Here is a 19,155-nt window from a genome sequence, read left to right as displayed (position 1 = left end):
TTAATACTATGGCTCCCGAACTTATCTACATGCTGAAAGTGAATGCAGGCATTGCCTTATTCTATGCTTTCTACAAACTGTTTTGCGGCAGCGACACATTCTTTAAATGGCGCCGGATTGCTCTGCTTAGCTTTCTCACGCTTTCTTTCCTTTACCCCTTGCTCAACATACAGACATGGGTAAAAGAGCAGCCTGCCATATACGAACTGGCAGACTATTATACACTTTTAATCACCAACGACACAAACACAAATAATGAAATAGCAACCGCCACGGTTACTGCCTCCACTCCCACACTGATGTCCCTGTTTACATGGGTGTATTTCACCGGAGTAGTGCTGCTCTCCGTCCGGTTCATCATCCAATTGCTCAGTATCTTCCGGCTCTCTTTGATAAGCAAAGAAGAAACAGTGAATGGTATTCGGATAAAAAGCCTTCCTTCGCCGAACAATCCTTTCTCATTCTGGCACTGGATTTTTATCTATCTGCCGGAACTAAAAGAAAATGAGAAACAAGACATCCTGACACACGAACTGACACATGCCCGTCAGCTTCATTCCATTGATGTCATTGTCAGTGAAATAGTAAATATCATCTGTTGGATGAATCCTTTCATGTGGTTGTTGAAAGGTGAAATCAGACTGAACTTGGAATATCTTGCCGACCACACCGTTATGGAGTCGGGAACCAACAGGCAGCAGTACCAGTATCATCTGCTGGGACTTGCCAACCAACACAAACAAACCGGTTTATATAATAACTTCAACTTATTACATTTAAAGAAACGCATTATTATGATGAACAAAAGAAGAACCCGCACAGCAGGACGTATCAAATATGCCCTGTTTGCACCGCTGACCGCTGCTCTACTCTTGGTCAGCAACATTGAAACGGTGGCACGGACTACCGAACGCATCACCAGTGAGGTGGTCGAGACGGTGACAGCCATTCAAGCGCCTGAAACCAAGGCCATTGATACACCGGCAGTTTACCAAGACGATGACCCGATATTTAGCATCGTTGAGGTAATGCCCGAATACGTTGACGGCGGCATGATGGGATGCTTAAAGTTCCTGAGCAATAACATCAAGTATCCCGAGCAAGCCAAGAAAGACAAAATAACAGGTAAAGTATCGGTGAAATTCGTTATAGAAAAGGACGGAAGCATTACAAATGCCAAAGTTGTACGAAGTGACAACTCAATATTCAATGAAGAAGCATTGCGAGTGGTCAATTCTATGCCCAAATGGAAACCGGGAAAACAAAGAGGGAAAGAAGTAAGAGTATACTACACTGTTCCGCTCATCTTTTCATTAGACGGCACCGGCTATCAGAAAGCAATGAATACCGCTAAAGGCAACACCAAAAGCAATGGCACGCAAGCCAAATCCAACTCCGATTTCGATGATAACCAACTATTTCAGGTTGTAGAAGAAATGCCTGAGTTCCCCGGCGGTATGGCAGCTTGCTTGAAATTCCTCATGACTAATATGAAATATCCTGAAGAAGCAAAAGCTAAAAAGGTGGAGGGAAAGGTATCAGTTAAGTTTGTGATAGAAAAAGACGGCTCTATCAGTACGCCCGAAATTATCAGAGGCGGCAACCCATTGCTCAATGACGAAGCATTACGGGTGGTCAATTCTATGCCCAAATGGAAACCCGGCAAGCAAAGGGGTAAAGTTGTACGCGTAGGATATACCGTTCCGGTTATATTCAAAATACAATAAGAATACCTCTCTATGGGGTTGTGTCAAAATGTGGACAATACTGTCGTTTAGTTCGTAGGGGCGAGGTTCGCTCGCCCGAAAACAGTTTGCTTTGTGTCTTCGGGCAGGCAATCCCTGCCTCTACAGTTGACGATTGGATAGACCATTTTAGTTTTGACACACCTCCTTCAACCTATTAATAACATCCGGATGAAAAAATACACTATCTATTCTTTATACATTGGATTATTGTTCGGCTTATTCGCCTGTTCCAATCCCTCAAACAACCAACAAACAGATGGCGGATTACTTGATGAATGCCCCATTGTGGCCTCCCGCCAAGTTGACAACCACGATACCCTGACCATTTTCCACCTTTCCAAGGTAAAAGAAAAAGAACAAATCATACCGCTCAGCGCACTGACAAACAGCCTCCGGCTAATTAAACTGGAAAACACAGAAGCGGCATTGGTCAGGCAAGGAGGAATCTCCGTTTCAGAGCACTATATCGGCATCCATGGTTTCGGTCAAGTACCCTATAAACTATTCGACCAAAAAGGGAAATATATCCATCAGATAGGCAGCTTCGGACAAGGACCCAACGAATATAAAGTGCTGTATGACGACCAAATAGACGAAAAGAACAACCGTATTTATCTGCTTCCTTGGACAACAAACAAGATACTGGTTTTTGACATGCAGGGAAATGCACTTCCTCCCATTCCGCTTCCCAACCGGATACCCAAAGGAGTATTCAACATCGATACGCAGAAAGGACAACTCACCATGGGAATGATTCCTTTTAAATGGTTGGAAAACAATATGACAGTATGGCAACAAGATTTTAAAGGAAATATACTTCAACAAGTCAACGGTGAGCAGTTCTACGTAGGCGATGATTATAGCAATGAAGTATATAATACGAAAAACACTACGTCTTTTGATTTTATGCAATTCTCATGGGTGCCGCGCCAGGACTCCCTCTATCATTATTCTGCCCAAGAAAACAAACTATATCCTGTCTTCACCACAGACTTTGAAAACAGCGAAATCATCCGCCATAGTTTTACTGAATTGAAGGATTACTACATAGTATGTTTGATGACAGAACTGACGACAGAGGCCTTTGGCTCAAAAGCCGGTGGATTCCGCTACATTCTGATTGACAAGTCAACCCTAAAAGGCAGTTATGTGAAGTTTGTCAATGATTATTTGGCAAATATCGAAATAGAATACCCCGACTTGGCTTTCATGGAAGGACGTTTCGTGCAGAACTTCGACCCGGGCGACCTGAAAGGAAAGATGGAAACAGCATTGTCTACGGCTACCGGCATGACTGAAGATGAACAGAGCAAATGGGCTCAATTAATCAATAGTTTTTCGGAAGACGACAACAACTATATATTAATAGGTGATATAAAAGACAGCCATACACTGACTCCCGCTCAAACAACTCCCGGAGTGCAAGTGATTGCACCGTCCGGCTATCAAGAGATGGAAAAGACCGCCTCATCCCTGACTCATATCGATACATCCGATTCCAAAGATACAGTAGTTGTTACCACTCCATTCTTCTATGAATGGAAAAACTATTTCCGAGAGAACAACAAATACAAAGACTGGGATGCAAAGAACGAAAAAGCAGTAATGATTAGAGCCGCTGTAGATGAACAAGGCCATCTATCCCAAATTCGGCTTTTCCGCAAATCCGGCGAAGAAAAACTGGATGAGGAAGCCCTTCGGCTTGTTAAAGGTATCAAGCAAATAGACCCGGCAAAAAATAAAGCGAACGAACCGATTAAAACCAATAATTTCATTATCACAGTGTATTTCCCACCCAAATAACAAGAAGAGCCATGAAATACCTTTGCTTTCAACATCAGTATTTTCTACTATAGAAAATCACTTCCATAGTGTTGGCAGAGAGCCCGAAAGTCATCACCATAAGATTTCTACTGAACCTGAAAGAGCCGTATCATTACTCGAAACAGAGTTTGATACGGCTCTTTTAAGTGTGGTAGTTACAATCTGTAACTTTTCGGAAGGGTCATTTTTGTTTTGACACATCCTCTTCGATAAAAGGAAAGTTTTGATACATCCCCTTACAGTATGACAGGCCGGTTTCATTTTTACACAGCCTTCTCCAGTATCAGCTTATTTTTTCAGCTCTACAATATGTGTCGGTGCCTGTTCTGCATTGCGCTTCGCAGTCTGCTTCACCACATTCTCCGCCAATTCCAAGAAAGCACGTCCTGTAATGGTCGTTTCGTCCAAAGCGGCGGGAGTGCCCTTGTCACCATTCTCGCAGATACTTTGCACGATAGGAATCTGTCCCAGCAAAGGAACATTCATCTCTTCCGCCAACTGTTTCGCACCTTCTTTACCAAACAGATAGTATTTGTTTTCGGGCAGTTCGGCAGGAGTAAACCATGACATGTTCTCTATCAATCCGAGAATCGGCACATTCACCTTATCATTAGTATACATATTGATACCCTTGCGCGCATCGGCCAATGCCACTTGTTGCGGTGTGCTGACAATTACGGCTCCCGTAATGGCAAGTGTCTGTACCAAAGTAAGATGGATATCACTGGTACCCGGAGGAGTATCGAGAATAAAATAGTCCAGTTCGCCCCAATTGGCATCTCCTATTAATTGCTTCAAGGCATTGCTCGCCATACCGCCACGCCACAAGGTTGCCTGGTCGGGGTCTACAAAGAAACCGATGGAAAGGAGTTTGATGCCATACTTCTCAATCGGGACAATCAAATCGCGACCGTCAATCTGCTCGGCGTATGGACGAGCATCTTCCACCTGAAACATTTTCGGCATGGAAGGACCGAATATATCAGCATCCAGCAAACCCACTTTATAGCCCAACTTAGCCAATGCGACTGCAAGGTTGGCAGCTACGGTAGATTTACCCACCCCTCCTTTGCCTGAAGAAACAGCTATGACATTTTTCACCAAAGGAAGCATCTTGCCCGGCTCAGGACGTGCCGCCTGACGGCTCTCCGTAGAGATAGTAACCTGAACATCAGGAGATACATAAGTGTGAATAGCTGTTTCGGCAGCCTTCAACATAGATTTCATAAACGGATCGGTGGGTTTCTCAAAAATCAGAGAGAAACTGACAGACATTCCATCAATACGGAGATTGTCGGCAACCATCTCCGCTTCAACCAAGTTCTTTCCCGTTCCGGGATAACGCACCGTTGCCAGAGCGTCTAGAATCAATTTTGGATATAAGGTCATAATGTAGATTATTTATTATTTACTTGTTTGCAAACCGCTTCGCTTGCTACGGTTGTAACTGCGATATTCGTCCAATTCGATTTCCACATCGGGTTCGCGCAACTCCCCTTCTTGCGGTAAGCGGAACTTCATATATTTGATGTTCAAACCACGGTCGAGCCATTGTTGTTCATAATAAGTGCGAATACCCAAAATATCGTCGACAAGCCCTGAATGATACAAGTCTTCAGTCAGGAACTCGACAGGAAAATGATTCTCCTCTACCATATAACGAGTATAAGTGAACATAAAATTGCTGTCAGTCTTCAGATGGATTAATCCGTCCGGTTTCAAGAACTTGCGATAACGGTTCATAAAATAGGTAGAGGTGAGTCTCTTGGTGGCCTTCTTCATCTGAGGGTCAGAAAAGGTGAGCCAGATTTCACTTACCTCGCCGGGAGCAAAGAAGCGTTCGATAATCTCAATATTGGTGCGCAGAAATGCCACGTTCTTCATGCCTGCCTTCAGCGCATCTGTAGCACCAGTCCACATACGGGCTCCTTTTATATCTACCCCGATAAAGTTCTTATCGGCATACATACGCCCCAGTCCTACCGTATACTCCCCACGTCCGCACCCCAATTCAAGCACGATTGGATTATCATTTTTAAAAAAGTCACGGTTCCAGTTCCCTTTCATCTCAAAAGGAACATTATCGGTCACCGAATAAGGGTATTCAAACACGTGCGGATAGTCACGCATATCTGCAAATTTCTCTAGTTTTCCTTTTCCCATGCAAATTCTTATGATTATTTGTTTTGTCGGGCAAAGGTAGGGAATATCTAAGAAAGAGAAAAAAAATAAGGCTTGCAATTCGCTTGCAAACCTTATTATTCTTTTCACTGAGAGGAAGTTTATGTCCCTCACAAATATTAATCAAGAATGGTGACCCAATTATGAGTATCAGGTTCGTCACCATACTGAATGGCACGCAACTTTGTGTACAGTTTTGTGCAAATCGGTCCCGGCTTACCATCTTTCGAGATGACATACGATTTATTGTTTTCCAAATCATCAATTCGCTGAATGGGGCTGATAACAGCTGCTGTTCCACAAGCACCCGCTTCTTCGAATGTTTCCAGTTCTTCTTCAGGAACAGGGCGACATTCTACTTTTATACCCATATCTTCTGCCAATTGCATCAAGCTCTTGTTAGTGATGGAAGGCAGGATAGAAGATGATTTCGGGGTGATATACGTATTGTTTTTGATTCCGAAGAAATTGGCGGCACCGCATTCGTCGATGTATTTCTTTTCTTTTGCATCCAGATAGAACTCGCAAGAGTAGCCCAAATCATGTGCTTTCTTGTTGGCAAGCAAACTGGCTGCATAGTTTCCGCCTACCTTGTAACGGCCGGTTCCGTAAGGAGCCGCACGGTCGAACTCACGGATAATAACGTATGGATTAGTAGAGAAACCTCCCTTAAAGTAAGGACCGACAGGAGTTACAAATACGACAAACATATATTCGTTGGCAGGATGTACACCTACCTGTGCACCGGTTCCGATAAGCAAGGGGCGGATATAAAGAGAAGCGCCGCTTTCGTAAGGAGGGATAAAACGCTCGTTGGCTTTCACCACCTTTTTCACTGCTGCAAGGAATGTCTCTGTCGGCAGTTCAGGCATTAGGATACCGTTACAAGTACTCTGCAAACGCTGTGCGTTGGCTTCCGGACGGAAGATACGAACTTTACCGTCTTTACCGCGATATGCTTTCAGGCCCTCAAATGCTTCCTGTCCATAGTGCAGACAAGTAGCCGCCATGTGAATATTCAGTGTTTCTTCCGAACAAAGTTCCAATTCTCCCCATGCACCGTCGCGATAGTAACAACGTACATTGTAATCTGTCTTCATATAGCCGAAGGACAGATTCGCCCAATCAATCTCTTTCATTGTGTATGCTTTTAATATTATTATTTACGATTGCGAGCAAAATTAAGGTTTATATTTGCAAATTCCAACCAAATAGGAAGAATTGTTTATCATTTATCTTCCTCTTCCAATATTTTCTTGATTTCCCCATCAGCCTTATAAAGCTTCTCACGGCAGAACCTAATGAGTTCCTGCGCTTCTTTAAGGCTTTCGCCCAAACTGTCGATGTCGAGTTCATTACTATCGATGCGGGCAACTATTTCTTCGAGGCGCTTCATGGCCTGTTCGTATGTCTGTTTCTTTGCTGCCATATTCTTGAATATTATTTATCGGTTATTACTATACTTCTCACTTCTCCTTTTGCGAAGCGGGTGATGAGTTTGTCACCCTCTTTCAGGCAAGAGGCATCTGTAACAGCTTTCCCCTCTTTCAGGGTAATGCTGTAACCGCGTTTCAGCAGATGTTCGGGCGAAGCCGCTTTTATCTGTTGCTCCAAGAGCCGGAGACGATGATTCTCTTCCGCCAGCCTCTTCTGAGAAAGAGTTTCCACGTGCTTCTCAACTAACTCCAGCCGATGCCTTTCCTCCTGTATGCGCATACGGGTCTGCATCGGGATACGTTCCACCAGGCGGGTAAGCCTCGTCTTTTCCTTCTCCATCCGGGCAGTGACGGCATAAAGAATGGACGACGCATAATCTTCCAGCGTCTCAGCCGTGTCGTGCAGATGGTTAATGAGAAATTCGGCAGCAGCCGTCGGTGTTTTCACACGCGTGTGTGAAACACTGTCGAGAACGGTATCGTCACGTTCATGCCCGATGCCTGTAATGATAGGCAACGGAAATTGTGCACAGTTTGCCGCCAGCTCGTAGGTATCGAAGCCCGAAAGGTCGGAAGTGGCACCGCCTCCCCGAATAATGACCACTACATCCCAGTCGTCACGCTGCGCATTGATGGTGTCGAGGGCTGCAATGATGGTTTCCTCCACCCTGTCGCCCTGCATGACGGCAGGAAAAAGACGAGGATAGAAAATAAAGCCGTATGGATTATGCTCCAATTGATTACAGAAGTCTCCGTAACCGGCTGCCGTGGCAGATGAAATGACTGCAATCCGCTGAGTGAGCAAAGGAAGTTCCAACTCTTTATTCAGAGTGAGGACACCTTCTTCGTCCAACTGCCTCAATATTTCACGCCGACGGCGTGCCATATCCCCCAACGTATAGGTAGGGTCAATATTGACTACAGTCAATGAGTATCCGTAAAGTTCGTGAAACTCCACCGACACCTCCACCAACACTTTAATGCCCGCCACAAATGCCTGTCCGGTCTCTTCCTCAAAGTAAGGTTTCAGCAGCCGGTACACATTACTCCAAATAGTTCCCCGGGCCTTGGCTATCAAATTATTTCCTCTCGGCTCTTTTTGCACAAACTCAAGGTAACAATGGCCGGAGTAGTTGCTACGCACATCACTCAGTTCCGCCTGCAGCCAATAAGTATCGGGCATACAAGAGGTGATGCTGCGTTTTACCAGCGCATTCAATTCATATAAGGACAGAGGAGGTGCATCCATATTTCGTTTATTCATTTATAATACCTGATTCTTCATTTCACTCAGAGTCACCCTTGCCGATGCAATCAGCTTGTTACGGCCTTTTCTTTTTCAATTCCGATTGATAAACCTTCCACACATCGGGTATTCCGTAACCGAAAATATTATCGGGATACTCTTTACGGTCGCCGGCATCCTGCATGGCCTTCACCACTTGTTTGGCAGTCAGCCACGGACAGGCCTGCCAAAAACAAGCCACCAGTCCGCAAAATGTGGGCGATGCAAACGAAGTGCCATTGGCATGAGCCACCGTGCCGTCATTGCCGGATACCGCAGAACTTACTCCCACTGCCATCACATCAGGCTTCACACGACCGTCTGCCGTATTGCCGATAGAAGAGAAGTCTGCATTCACCAGATTTTTATCTATGGCACCCACGGTGATAACATGCTCCGCATCTCCCGGAGGAGTCAGCTTCTTCCAAGTGCCACGGCCGGAATTGCCTGCACTGCATACCACCACCAGTCCTTTGTCGGCCGCCATCGAAGCAGAATTTGACATCAAAGAATAATGTCCGTCCAAGTCACGGTAACGATAATTACACGCTTTATCATCAAACTCATAATATCCCAACGAAGTATTCACCACATCTACCCCCACGCTATCGGCAAATTCCAAAGCTGCCGCCCAGTAATCCTCCTCTACCGGCTGCTCCGTATCATCATCTTCACTGCGAAGCAACCAATAAGAAGCCTCGGGCGCAGTTCCCACCAGCACATCCGGCTGATTGGCCGCCAAACATGATAACACTTTCATGCCGTGATAGTTCTCAGCATAGATATCCGACTGCGGATTTACAAAATCACGAATCCCCAAGAGATGCATTTTCTTGAAAAACTTTATCTCGTCAGCATTATAAAAGCCTGCATCGATGACCGCAATCTGCATTCCTTCCCCTTTGAAACCTGCGGCATGAAGCCTGTCTCCTCGGTGAACGGCAATCTGCCGATAAGCCTGACCATAATAGTTATCCGTTTTCGAAAACTTGTTTGTCACCTCCTTCTTGCGTTCCGCATTGCGGGCCGGAATACTATCCGGAGCAGTCCATACTTTCTTTGTTTTCACAACAAAGGGCAATTCCGCTATTTGTTCTATCAAGGCAGTGTCGGCCACTTCTACCACCACCGTATTGTTCCATTTACTTTTTGTCACTACAGAGGCACCCTTACCCACGATGGCATCAACATAAGTACGGCACACCGGCAAATCTGTCTCATCCACCTTCAAGCCCTGCCGCTCCCGGCGTTCCAAGGCACGTTCTGAAAGATATGCTTGCGGACTGCCGACAGAGTAAGCCGTTTCCGCTTTATCACGAAGACTGATACGATATTTATAAGTCTTTTCCGCCGATACTTGCAATACACATACTCCAAGCAGGCAGCCCATCACTATTCTACTCTTAAAATTCATCTTAGCTACTGTTACTTATTATTTTTTTCATCGCAAAGATACATAATCTTTTTCCTCAAGCTCAATTTTTGCGTACCTTTGCAACGAATTTCAGAATTAAACAGGTAAAAAGAAAGAGTATGGCAAAAGCAGGAACAGCAACAGAACTAGGCACAGAACGAATTGGAAAATTATTGATGCAATACGCAATCCCCGCAATCATCGCAATGACCGCCTCATCGCTTTACAACATGGTAGACAGTATCTTTATCGGACATGGGGTAGGACCGTTAGCCATTTCAGGATTAGCCATTACTTTCCCTCTTATGAATCTGGCAGCCGCCTTCGGTTCGCTGGTAGGCGTAGGTGCTTCCACACTTGTTTCTGTCAGATTGGGACAAAAGGATTATGATACCGCCCAGCATATTTTAGGTAATGTCATCACCCTGAATCTCATTATCGGTATTGGCTTCACCATCCTCACACTTCTTTTTCTCGACCCTATCCTCTACTTTTTCGGGGCCAGCGCAGACACTATCTCCTACGCCCGCGATTATATGTACATCATTCTTCTGGGTAATGTAGTGACACACATGTATCTCGGGCTGAACGCCTTGCTCCGGGCATCCGGACATCCGCAAAAAGCAATGATAGCCACTATCACCACCGTTATTATCAATACACTGCTCGACCCTATCTTCATTTATATATTCAAATGGGGCATTGAAGGTGCGGCAATTGCCACAATCTTGGCACAAATCATTTCATTGACATGGCAGTTCAAGACCTTCACCAACAAAAACGAGCTGCTCCACCTGCGTCGCGGCATTTACAAACTACGCAGCGGTATCGTAAAAAACACCATTGCCATCGGCATGTCCCCTTTCCTGATGAATTTGGCAGCCTGTTTCATTGTCATCTTCATCAACAAAGGATTGAAAGAGTATGACGGTGACCTGGCCATCGGTGCTTTCGGCATTGTAAACCGCATCGTGTTCCTGTTTGTCATGATTGTCATGGGATTAAACCAAGGCATGCAGCCCATTGCCGGATACAATTTCGGCGCCCAGCAATACCATCGTGTCAACCAAGTACTGAAACTGACCATCTACGGAGCAACCATCGTCACCACCACCGGATTCCTTGTAGGCGAACTGATGCCCGAATTGGCTGTATCCGCCTTTACCACCCATGAAGGATTAATCAATCTTTCGGCCACCGGGCTGCGTATCGTGGTCATGTTTTTCCCCATTATCGGCTTTCAGATGGTTACTTCCAACTTTTTCCAAAGTATCGGAATGGCATCCAAGGCCATTTTCCTATCCCTTACCCGCCAACTGCTTTTCTTATTGCCTTGCATCATTATTCTGCCCATATTCTGGGGATCAAAAGGAATCTGGATGAGTATGCCGATTTCCGATTTGGCGGCCAGTATCGTAGCAGCCGTCATGCTTTATCGACAATTCCAGATTTTTAAGTCCCATGCACATAAGCAAGTTTCAAATTAAATAATTATATTTGCCGATATATACTTACTAATTTGTTACGACTATGAACGAGCATTATGTTATAAACCTAGGCCGTCAGCTAGGCAGTGGTGGTAAAGAAATAGGCGAGAAGCTGGCAAAAACGTTCGGTATCGCCTTCTATGATAAAGAATTGATTAAACTTGCGTCCGACGAAAGCGGATTATGCAAGGAGTTTTTCGAGAAGGCCGACGAACGGGCTTCGCAAAGCATCATCGGTGGTCTGTTCGGGACACGTTTTCCTTTTATCAGTGATGGCGCCATCCCCTACGGAAGCTGTCTGAGCAATGATTCACTGTTCAAGATTCAGAGCGATGTGATACGCGAGCTGGCCGAAAGACAATCTTGTCTGTTTGTGGGAAGATGTGCCGACTATATCCTGCGCGACCATCCTCGTTGCGTCAATATATTTGTATCTGCCTCAAAGGAAGCGAGAATAGAGCGACTGATGAGAATTCACCACATACCGTCGGAAGCTGCCGAAGAGCTGATGGAGAAAGCAGATAAAAAACGCTCTTCCTATTATAATTATTATAGCTATAAGACATGGGGAGCTGCAGAGACTTATCATCTATGCATTGACTCGTCGGTATTGGGAATAGACGGAACTGTGCAGTTTATTAAAGAGTTCGTCAAGCTGAAACTGGGAATCTAAAAATACGACTTATGATTATAAGAAGTATCTCTATACTCTCTTTCCAACAAGAGGCTCAAAACTAAAATGAGCACTTTAAAAAGCTACAGATTGTAACAACCCAATATAGAGAGCTGTATCAAACTCTACTTTTGAGCAATAATACGGCTCTTTTTATTGCTGAAAAGGAAAGTCCGGTTTCAAATTAAAAGAGACAGTCTCGATATTTGCATTTCGATACTGTTTCTTTTATGTTTCAAGCATCTTCATACTTTCCTATCATCTACATACGGCTCTTCTGTAAACTGCCGGCCCCCGTCCCTCTATACTTACTCTTTGTATTATTAAAGGCATAACGCACCGTCAGGACTATTCGCCGTCTTGTTTCGGTATCCAACTGCATAGTTCGGATACCACTATACAGCGTGACATTATCCCTCCGCGTATTAAAAATATCTATTCCCTGCAAGTAGCAGGTAAAACGTTTTTTCATAAATTGTTTATACAGACTTAGATTCACGCCCCAACTAATTTTATTTATTGTCACATTCTCATTGTGACCGCGTGTACTAAATGAAGCATCTGCGCCCAACAAGATTCCAGCAGGCAGTTCAATACTGTTCTTCCACGAAATCTCAGCACACGAATGATTAAAGTTATGCTTTCCTTCGGGCGTATCCGCCATATACCATTGTTTCAATATACTTGCACCCCATCGAGGAGACCATTTACCTATTTTAGGCTGTAAAAACAATTGGGCATAGATTTTATCATAATCATCGGCATTCATCCAAGATAAAAGAGCAATAGTGGCATCCTTCTCAGAATAAGCACTACTAAGATTTATCATACCATCTTTTATATGCTGATAGCCTAATGAAAAATAAGCCCATTTATACGAACTTCCCAATATCAGACTATGAGAAATAGTCGGTTTCAAAAAGGGATTTCCACTCTCATAGGTATAACGATTTCCATAAGTAATATTACCACGCAACTGCCCATAACTGGGACGACTGATATCTGCAGCATAGCTCAACTGCATCTGTACCTTATTTATAGGAAAAGAGAATGCCAATGACGGAAATACATTATTATATACCTTACTTTGTTCGTCCACTTTCTTGTTATATTCATAATAGTCTGCCTGTACATTCTCATAGCGTATTCCTGCTTGCACATCAACCCTGCCAAAAGAACGGTTATACTCTAGAAACGCAGCCCAAATACCTTCTATAATATTGCTGTCATCGTTATCCAAAATACCTTCAACATTGGCATACCTATTAATACGGCTGGTATGTGAATATTCACTTCCGAAAACCAAGTTACCTTCCCAAAATGGATAAGAAACAATCACTTTGGCTGCATAAAGAGAGTTTTTTATCTGACTGTAAGTAGTGACAGTACGCTGCTCTTTGATACCGTCAGTTTCATTTATCTCTATACTGACTGCAGGATTTTTACTTTCATCCCATACACCGTCGGCATTGAAATCAATATTCCACTCACCCACTTTCCCATTATAGTAGAAATTAGTCCTATGATTGGTAGAGCGAGTATCCTGAATACTATTGTTGGCAGATTCTTCATATAATTCATTATCTTGATACACAGTAGTGGGCATACCGAATTTCCAATGATCTTTAGGCTTCCGGTCGTAATCATAACGCACTCCCAATACATGATCTTTGTTAAATTGATAATTCAACGAAAGCATAGCTGAGATTTGTTGAGAGTTAGTACGGTTGGTTATATCCGAAAACTGGTTCCATTGTTTATCCAAATAAGTACGTTGAACTACGGTCTTGTTCTGCTCACTATGCCCATTAGCTCCATATAGCATTCCACTCAAATCGAATCCGTTCTTGCGATAGTTGAAATTAAATTGGTCAAGTACCGACCACCCATATTTATAAGTAGTGTTGAACCGATTATAAATTCCTAAACCATCCCCCACCGCTTTCTTAGTAGTAATACGTATTACTGCCTTAACCGATGCCTTATAACGTGCACCGGGATTGTTGATTACTTCTACAGACTGAATATTGTCCGAAGCAAGTTTATCAAGTTCCGAACTATCCTGAACCTTGCGCCCATTAATATAAACCTCAGGCGTTCCACGTCCAAATACTTTCACATTTCCATTGCCTGCAGAAACTCCGGGAATCTTATCAAGCAAATTTTCCGCAGTACCGGCTTTCTCTAAAATGGTTCCCGCTACTCCCGTCAGCATAGAACTGCCTTTTAATCGGGTTTGTGGCAAATCACCTTTTACCACTACCTCGCCTAGCATTTGTGCATCCGAAGTCAGCTGAATGATTCCCAAGTTTTCATCATTGCAAGATTTGTATAAAGTAACATATCCCACAGACGAAATTCTCAATAATCCTTTATTACCGTCCGATACAATCTTAAATACTCCGTTTGGGTCACTAATAGTTCCTTGTATAAAAGTTGAATCCGGCATAGAGAGCAACACAATATTAGCATATTGCATAGGATTCTGTTGTTCATCTACTACCTTGCCGGTGATAGTCTGTCCATTAACCAGCAAAGTTAAGGATAAAAAGAAGAAGATACATAACCATTTTCCCATAGCACTCAATTATTTTGTTTCACTACGCTTTTTAAGATAGAAGTTATAATACTCTTTAACAAAAGTATCAACTCCCGTATCTAATTTTGCCTTCACACAAGAATACTTATGAGGTGAAATAAGATGTTCCAAACGATGATTAAAACAGAGTCCTCCACATATCGCTAAATTTTTGCACTTCAAGCACATCTCATTATCAAATGTTGTTTTCTCATCCACTTTATCCATTATATCTTTCTTTACCCATACAATATCACCTTTATCATTAAGATAGCCTAACCTATTTTGTAGGCTATATTCATTGGCCGTGCATCTATAAACATTCCCATCATAATTGATATTAGCATAATTTAAAGAATCAGCATAACAAAGTTTTCCTCTAAATAAAGCAAAAGAACTATTATGAGTTAATGGAAATCCTAATTTTTCCGTATACTTTATATTATCCAATAAGGCTTCAGGAGACTTGCTAGTACCTATAGTTTGCCATACTCTTTGAAAATTTATATTAATTTGCGAACGTACAGAAACTGGTATTGAAGCAAAAACATCTTTTAAACCAGTTTCGATAACTTCATTCGTATAATTAATTCGCAATATAACTTTATTTTCTGAATCAAAAGAACAATACTCTATAACATTATTCAGAATTTTATCAAAAGAAGGTGCTCCATTATTATTTCTTGTTTTATTATGTAATTCACGATTTCCATCCAAAGTTATTTGTAATAATTTTAGCTCTATGTCTTTACATTTCGCTATAATACGAGTATCAAGATGATAACCATTTGTCGTCATAGAGCCATAATATTTTTTATTATATTCGTTGGCTTTTTCTTTTGTATACATTGCTAATGGGTAAAGCACTTCATCAAAATATAAAAGTGGCTCTCCACCAAACCAATTGAGTTGAAAGGCATTTATATCATTACGATTCATTACTTTATCTATAAACTTCTCTACATTTTTCATTGTGGCAGGTGTCATGTACCCCTCATTATGCTTTTCATAACAATACCAACATCTAAAATTACATTCCTGAGTTGGATTTATTGTTAAGTCATAACAATCACTTCGAATTGCTTTTTTATACAACTGTTTAAGATAGTCTATTTCTTGAAATTCATCATCAATTAAAAACTTCATTGTATATAACAGTTGAATTAGTTCAGAGTCATTACTTACATCATTAGGACGCAACAACAATTCCTTCAACACATGATAAGCATCTATAGAGATAGTAAAAACATTTCCACTTATACCATTTAGACAAATAATTTGATTACCGTCTTTTACAAAATAATTATATCGACTTTCTTTCATAATATTACAATAATATATAAAAAAAGGGTATCCAAATATATCATTAAATACCCTTTCATTAACCACTTAAAGACTACTAATTAGCATTATTAAGGTTCTTCAATAGTGGAATCCGATTCTGTTTCTTTAATAGTACAGGCACAGCCTCGAACACAATTTCCAGTATTATCGCCACAACGACCAAGAGAGATATTATGTCCTCCCTCAGTAGCATTCAGTTCATCACTGTTTAAAACTTCATCATTTAGAGATGAAGCAAGAGCTTTTTTCAACTCTTCATTAATTTCTTTAGTCATAATTTTAGATTTAAAAATTAATAATATTGATAACGTCAGCAAATATATCCCCATTCAGTCCAGCCATATAAGACTAGACAAAAGAATATTCCATTTTAACAGTCGTTCACAAATAAGAATTTTATCACTTTTATTCAATTTAATTTCTATTCCAATATTTATTTCTTACTTTTGTAAAACACTATCATATAAAATGAATACAATGAAAAAGACATATCCCATTTTACTACTTCTTATTATCATTAGCTGTTTATCAGCTTGTCACCAAAAAGGGGATGCAACCACTTCGTTATCGGCAAACTTAATACAAGCTGAAACAGTTATGTATGAGTTTCCTGATAGTGCATTACATATATTGCAAGATATGCAAGCACTACCTGCATCAAGCAAATTACAGAATGCCACATGGACATTGCTGATGACACAAGCTAAATACAAAAATGATATAAAACAATCGGACTCCTTGATTAATATAGCATACGATTATTTCATAAAGAAGGACAATGCACAGAGAAGAGCAATGGTATTATATTATAAAGGTGCACTATATGAAGAAGAGCACAATACCGAAGAAGCGTTGAAATACTTCCTAAAAGCAGCTGAAGAGATAAAAAAAACAAAAGATAACCATCTAGCACACCCAATACACTCAGAAATAGGATTAATATATATATATCGCAAGTTGTATGATTATGCCATGGAATACTTCAACAAAGCTTTGCACTATGCTATTTCTTCGAACAATTTCCATTACATAGCTTATTCCTATATATATATTGCAAGAGCATATACTTTAAAAGGACAAGACACTAAAGCAATAGAGTATTATAAGAAAGCAATAAAAATAGGAAAAGAGAATCATCTTACAGTTCAATTGGCTGGCGCTATGAATGAAATTCGCTTTTTATTTATCCGCATAGGCGATATCGAAAAAGCTCTTGATTATACACTAGAATCAATCAAAATAAATAAAACAGAACAAAATATACTTAGCCTAGGTGATACTTACCGACTTTTGCATCAGTATGATTCAGCACATTATTATTTAGATGAAGCCTCAAAATCTTCTAATATTTATACGGCTCGTAGTGCATATCAAGCATTATATTATTTAAGTAATGAGGAAAAGAACTATAAAAAAGCTGTAGAATATAGTGAAAAATTATGGCTTTACCAAGATTCTATAACAAAAATAGAACGCAACAAAGCATTGATAGAAATACAAGAAAAATACAACCAGCAAAAAATAATCAATGAGAAAAACAAATTAAAAATAGAAAAGGAAGAAACGATGCGCAATGCGTTGATTGTTTTCATAGTATTGCTGTGCATTATAGCAGCCACTATTTACTATTATCAACAGAAAATAATCCGCCAAAAGAAAGAACTATTAGAAAAAGAAAAGGAAATAAGGTTTGCCACCGTCAAAATACACATGAATGAAGAGGCAATAAACCGCAATGAAACACGCATGAAAGAGTTAGTACTGCAAATGGAAGATAACAAAGAGATTTTGACATCGTGGAAAGAACAACAAACCACTTTACAAGAACTACAACAGCAAAACGAGAGCTTAAAGCTAGAGAATCTGGAGCTAAAAGCAGGCATTGATAATTACACCTTATCTCTTCATGAAAAATCAAAAGAATTAGATATGGTTAGTCATTTATCTGAAGAAAACCAATTTTTACGACGTCGTGAAGATTTCTTGTGCAATCAGCTTATAAAGAAGACTGAATTATTCTATAAAATAAGAAGTCTGAATTATATAGATGATGCATTGTGGGAAAAAATAAAGGATAATATAAACTTAATATTTAATGACTACATTAAAAGACTCTACCAACAAATACCCACATTGACAGAAAGTGATATCCAGATATGCTGCTTGATAAAGCTACGCTTTAGTAATAACGACATAGCAAATGCATTAAATATCTCACCTACTTCTGTATCCAAAAGAAAACTACGGTTAAAAGAACGTATTCTGCAAAAGATTGGCTCATTAGGTGAACATCAAACGTTGGATTTATGGCTAATGGAATTCTAAAGTAAGCTACTGTCCATGCTCCATCTCAAAAGAAAACATAAAAAACTAATAAACAACGTTTTACAATCTATCCATGTCTATATCGTGTCCATGTTTCGTCCATACTTATTTCAAAAATGTTATTTAACTTTGCACTCAATAAAATAACAATAAATAAATTATGAAAAGCAAAAGTTCAATAAAAAAGAAATGGAGATTATGTATGGCTATCATCATAGTTATATTAACAAACGTTCTTTCAATACAAGCCCAATGTACTACAGATATTGAAATAAAATTAATTGAGCTAACAGGAGAATGGCTTCCCAAAGGAAAAAGCATAATACTCTCCTGTCCCATTACCGTATCAGTTGATGATTCATTCCTTTATATTCAGAACGAATTTCCTGACCGTGATATTGTAATCTCTATAATCAATGAGTTTACAGGAGAAACTGAATACGAAAAGACAATTGAGAAATCGCAAACTGCTTACGTTGCAGTTTCTGTACTAAATCTTACTGCTGGAGAATATAAAATAGAAATTACAGGTTCCCCCATAGGATTTTTAGAAGGCAAGTTCATCAAACATTAAGTATCATCTACTTAAAAATAAGAAGAATGAAATATGTTGATATCAGGAAGATAATCCGCATGGATTTTCTAATCCAACATAGAAGCACCGGTTCACCGGCTGAATTTGCACAGAAGCTAGAAGTTTCTCGTTCCACTTTCTTTGAATATTTAGCTTATATGCGTGAAGAACTAATGCTGGATATCCAATACAACAAATATAAGGAAACTTATTATTACGATGGTAAAGATTTATGCAGTGTACTTGGTATATCTCATCAAATCTCAATAGCACAATAAAAATGAAA

At 40.8% G+C, this 19,155-nt stretch carries 16 protein-coding genes; 7 read left to right on the top strand and 9 right to left on the bottom strand.

Annotation, left to right across the window (positions count from 1 at the left end; translation table 11 throughout):
- Window positions 1-8 precede the first annotated feature (8 nt).
- Together IR173_RS13005 and IR173_RS13000 are read left to right on the top strand one after the other, a co-directional pair.
- The gene (locus IR173_RS13005; protein WP_237040027.1) at window positions 9-1,727 is read left to right on the top strand and encodes a M56 family metallopeptidase; all 1,719 of its coding nucleotides are present in this window, start codon (window positions 9-11) and stop codon (window positions 1,725-1,727) included.
- Between the two features lie 189 nt (window positions 1,728-1,916).
- Window positions 1,917-3,551: a 6-bladed beta-propeller gene (locus IR173_RS13000; RefSeq protein ID WP_237040026.1), complete on the top strand. Its 1,635-nt coding sequence runs from the start codon at window positions 1,917-1,919 to the stop codon at window positions 3,549-3,551.
- Window positions 3,552-3,860: 309 nt separating this feature from the next.
- On the opposite strand, the gene IR173_RS12995 is transcribed toward IR173_RS13000, so the two are convergent.
- From IR173_RS12995 to IR173_RS12970, 6 genes are all read right to left on the bottom strand, one after another.
- Window positions 3,861-4,961, bottom strand: coding sequence for an Mrp/NBP35 family ATP-binding protein (locus tag IR173_RS12995; protein ID WP_237040025.1), 1,101 nt, complete (start codon window positions 4,959-4,961; stop codon window positions 3,861-3,863).
- Window positions 4,962-4,976: 15 nt separating this feature from the next.
- Window positions 4,977-5,735: a tRNA (guanosine(46)-N7)-methyltransferase TrmB gene (gene trmB, locus IR173_RS12990; protein WP_237040024.1), complete on the bottom strand. Its 759-nt coding sequence runs from the start codon at window positions 5,733-5,735 to the stop codon at window positions 4,977-4,979.
- A gap of 137 nt (window positions 5,736-5,872) precedes the next feature.
- Window positions 5,873-6,892 carry a branched-chain amino acid aminotransferase gene (locus IR173_RS12985; RefSeq protein WP_237040023.1) on the bottom strand — a complete coding sequence of 340 codons (1,020 nt, stop codon included), beginning with the start codon at window positions 6,890-6,892 and terminating at the stop codon, window positions 5,873-5,875.
- Window positions 6,893-6,981: 89 nt separating this feature from the next.
- Window positions 6,982-7,182, bottom strand: coding sequence for an exodeoxyribonuclease VII small subunit (gene xseB / locus IR173_RS12980; RefSeq protein ID WP_237040022.1), 201 nt, complete (start codon window positions 7,180-7,182; stop codon window positions 6,982-6,984).
- A gap of 11 nt (window positions 7,183-7,193) precedes the next feature.
- Window positions 7,194-8,438, bottom strand: coding sequence for an exodeoxyribonuclease VII large subunit (xseA, locus tag IR173_RS12975; protein WP_237040061.1), 1,245 nt, complete (start codon window positions 8,436-8,438; stop codon window positions 7,194-7,196).
- 73 nt (window positions 8,439-8,511) lie between these two features.
- On the bottom strand, window positions 8,512-9,888 hold the full coding sequence (locus IR173_RS12970; RefSeq protein ID WP_237040021.1) for a S8 family peptidase: 1,377 nt from the start codon (window positions 9,886-9,888) through the stop codon (window positions 8,512-8,514).
- 119 nt (window positions 9,889-10,007) lie between these two features.
- Here IR173_RS12970 and IR173_RS12965 point away from each other — a divergent pair, with 119 nt between their 5' ends.
- Window positions 10,008-11,375 (top strand): MATE family efflux transporter, encoded by a 1,368-nt coding sequence (locus IR173_RS12965; protein WP_237040020.1) that lies wholly within the window; start codon window positions 10,008-10,010, stop codon window positions 11,373-11,375.
- Between the two features lie 43 nt (window positions 11,376-11,418).
- Window positions 11,419-12,048, top strand: a complete 630-nt coding sequence (locus tag IR173_RS12960) for a cytidylate kinase-like family protein (RefSeq protein ID WP_237040019.1) — start codon at window positions 11,419-11,421, stop codon at window positions 12,046-12,048.
- Between the two features lie 262 nt (window positions 12,049-12,310).
- Here IR173_RS12960 and IR173_RS12955 read toward each other — a convergent pair whose 3' ends face one another.
- The 3 genes from IR173_RS12955 to IR173_RS12945 all read right to left on the bottom strand — a co-directional run bounded on the left by IR173_RS12955 (window position 12,311) and on the right by IR173_RS12945 (window position 16,245).
- Window positions 12,311-14,626: a TonB-dependent receptor domain-containing protein gene (locus tag IR173_RS12955; RefSeq protein WP_237040018.1), complete on the bottom strand. Its 2,316-nt coding sequence runs from the start codon at window positions 14,624-14,626 to the stop codon at window positions 12,311-12,313.
- 9 nt (window positions 14,627-14,635) lie between these two features.
- Window positions 14,636-15,949 carry a radical SAM/SPASM domain-containing protein gene (locus IR173_RS12950; protein WP_237040017.1) on the bottom strand — a complete coding sequence of 438 codons (1,314 nt, stop codon included), beginning with the start codon at window positions 15,947-15,949 and terminating at the stop codon, window positions 14,636-14,638.
- 89 nt (window positions 15,950-16,038) lie between these two features.
- Entirely contained in the window at window positions 16,039-16,245 is a 207-nt protein-coding gene (locus IR173_RS12945; RefSeq protein ID WP_237040016.1) for a hypothetical protein, read from the bottom strand.
- 193 nt (window positions 16,246-16,438) lie between these two features.
- Between IR173_RS12945 and IR173_RS12940 the strand changes: the two genes are divergently transcribed.
- From IR173_RS12940 to IR173_RS12930, 3 genes are all read left to right on the top strand, one after another.
- Window positions 16,439-18,295, top strand: coding sequence for a tetratricopeptide repeat protein (locus tag IR173_RS12940; protein WP_237040015.1), 1,857 nt, complete (start codon window positions 16,439-16,441; stop codon window positions 18,293-18,295).
- A gap of 160 nt (window positions 18,296-18,455) precedes the next feature.
- Entirely contained in the window at window positions 18,456-18,869 is a 414-nt protein-coding gene (locus IR173_RS12935; protein ID WP_237040014.1) for a DUF3244 domain-containing protein, read from the top strand.
- A 26-nt stretch (window positions 18,870-18,895) separates the two neighbouring features.
- On the top strand, window positions 18,896-19,147 hold the full coding sequence (locus tag IR173_RS12930) for a helix-turn-helix domain-containing protein (protein ID WP_237040013.1): 252 nt from the start codon (window positions 18,896-18,898) through the stop codon (window positions 19,145-19,147).
- Window positions 19,148-19,155 lie beyond the last annotated feature (8 nt).

This window comes from Phocaeicola faecalis, assembly GCF_021730445.1.
Lineage (GTDB): Bacteria > Bacteroidota > Bacteroidia > Bacteroidales > Bacteroidaceae > Phocaeicola > Phocaeicola faecalis.
This window is presented reverse-complemented; position numbering and strand designations above follow the sequence as displayed.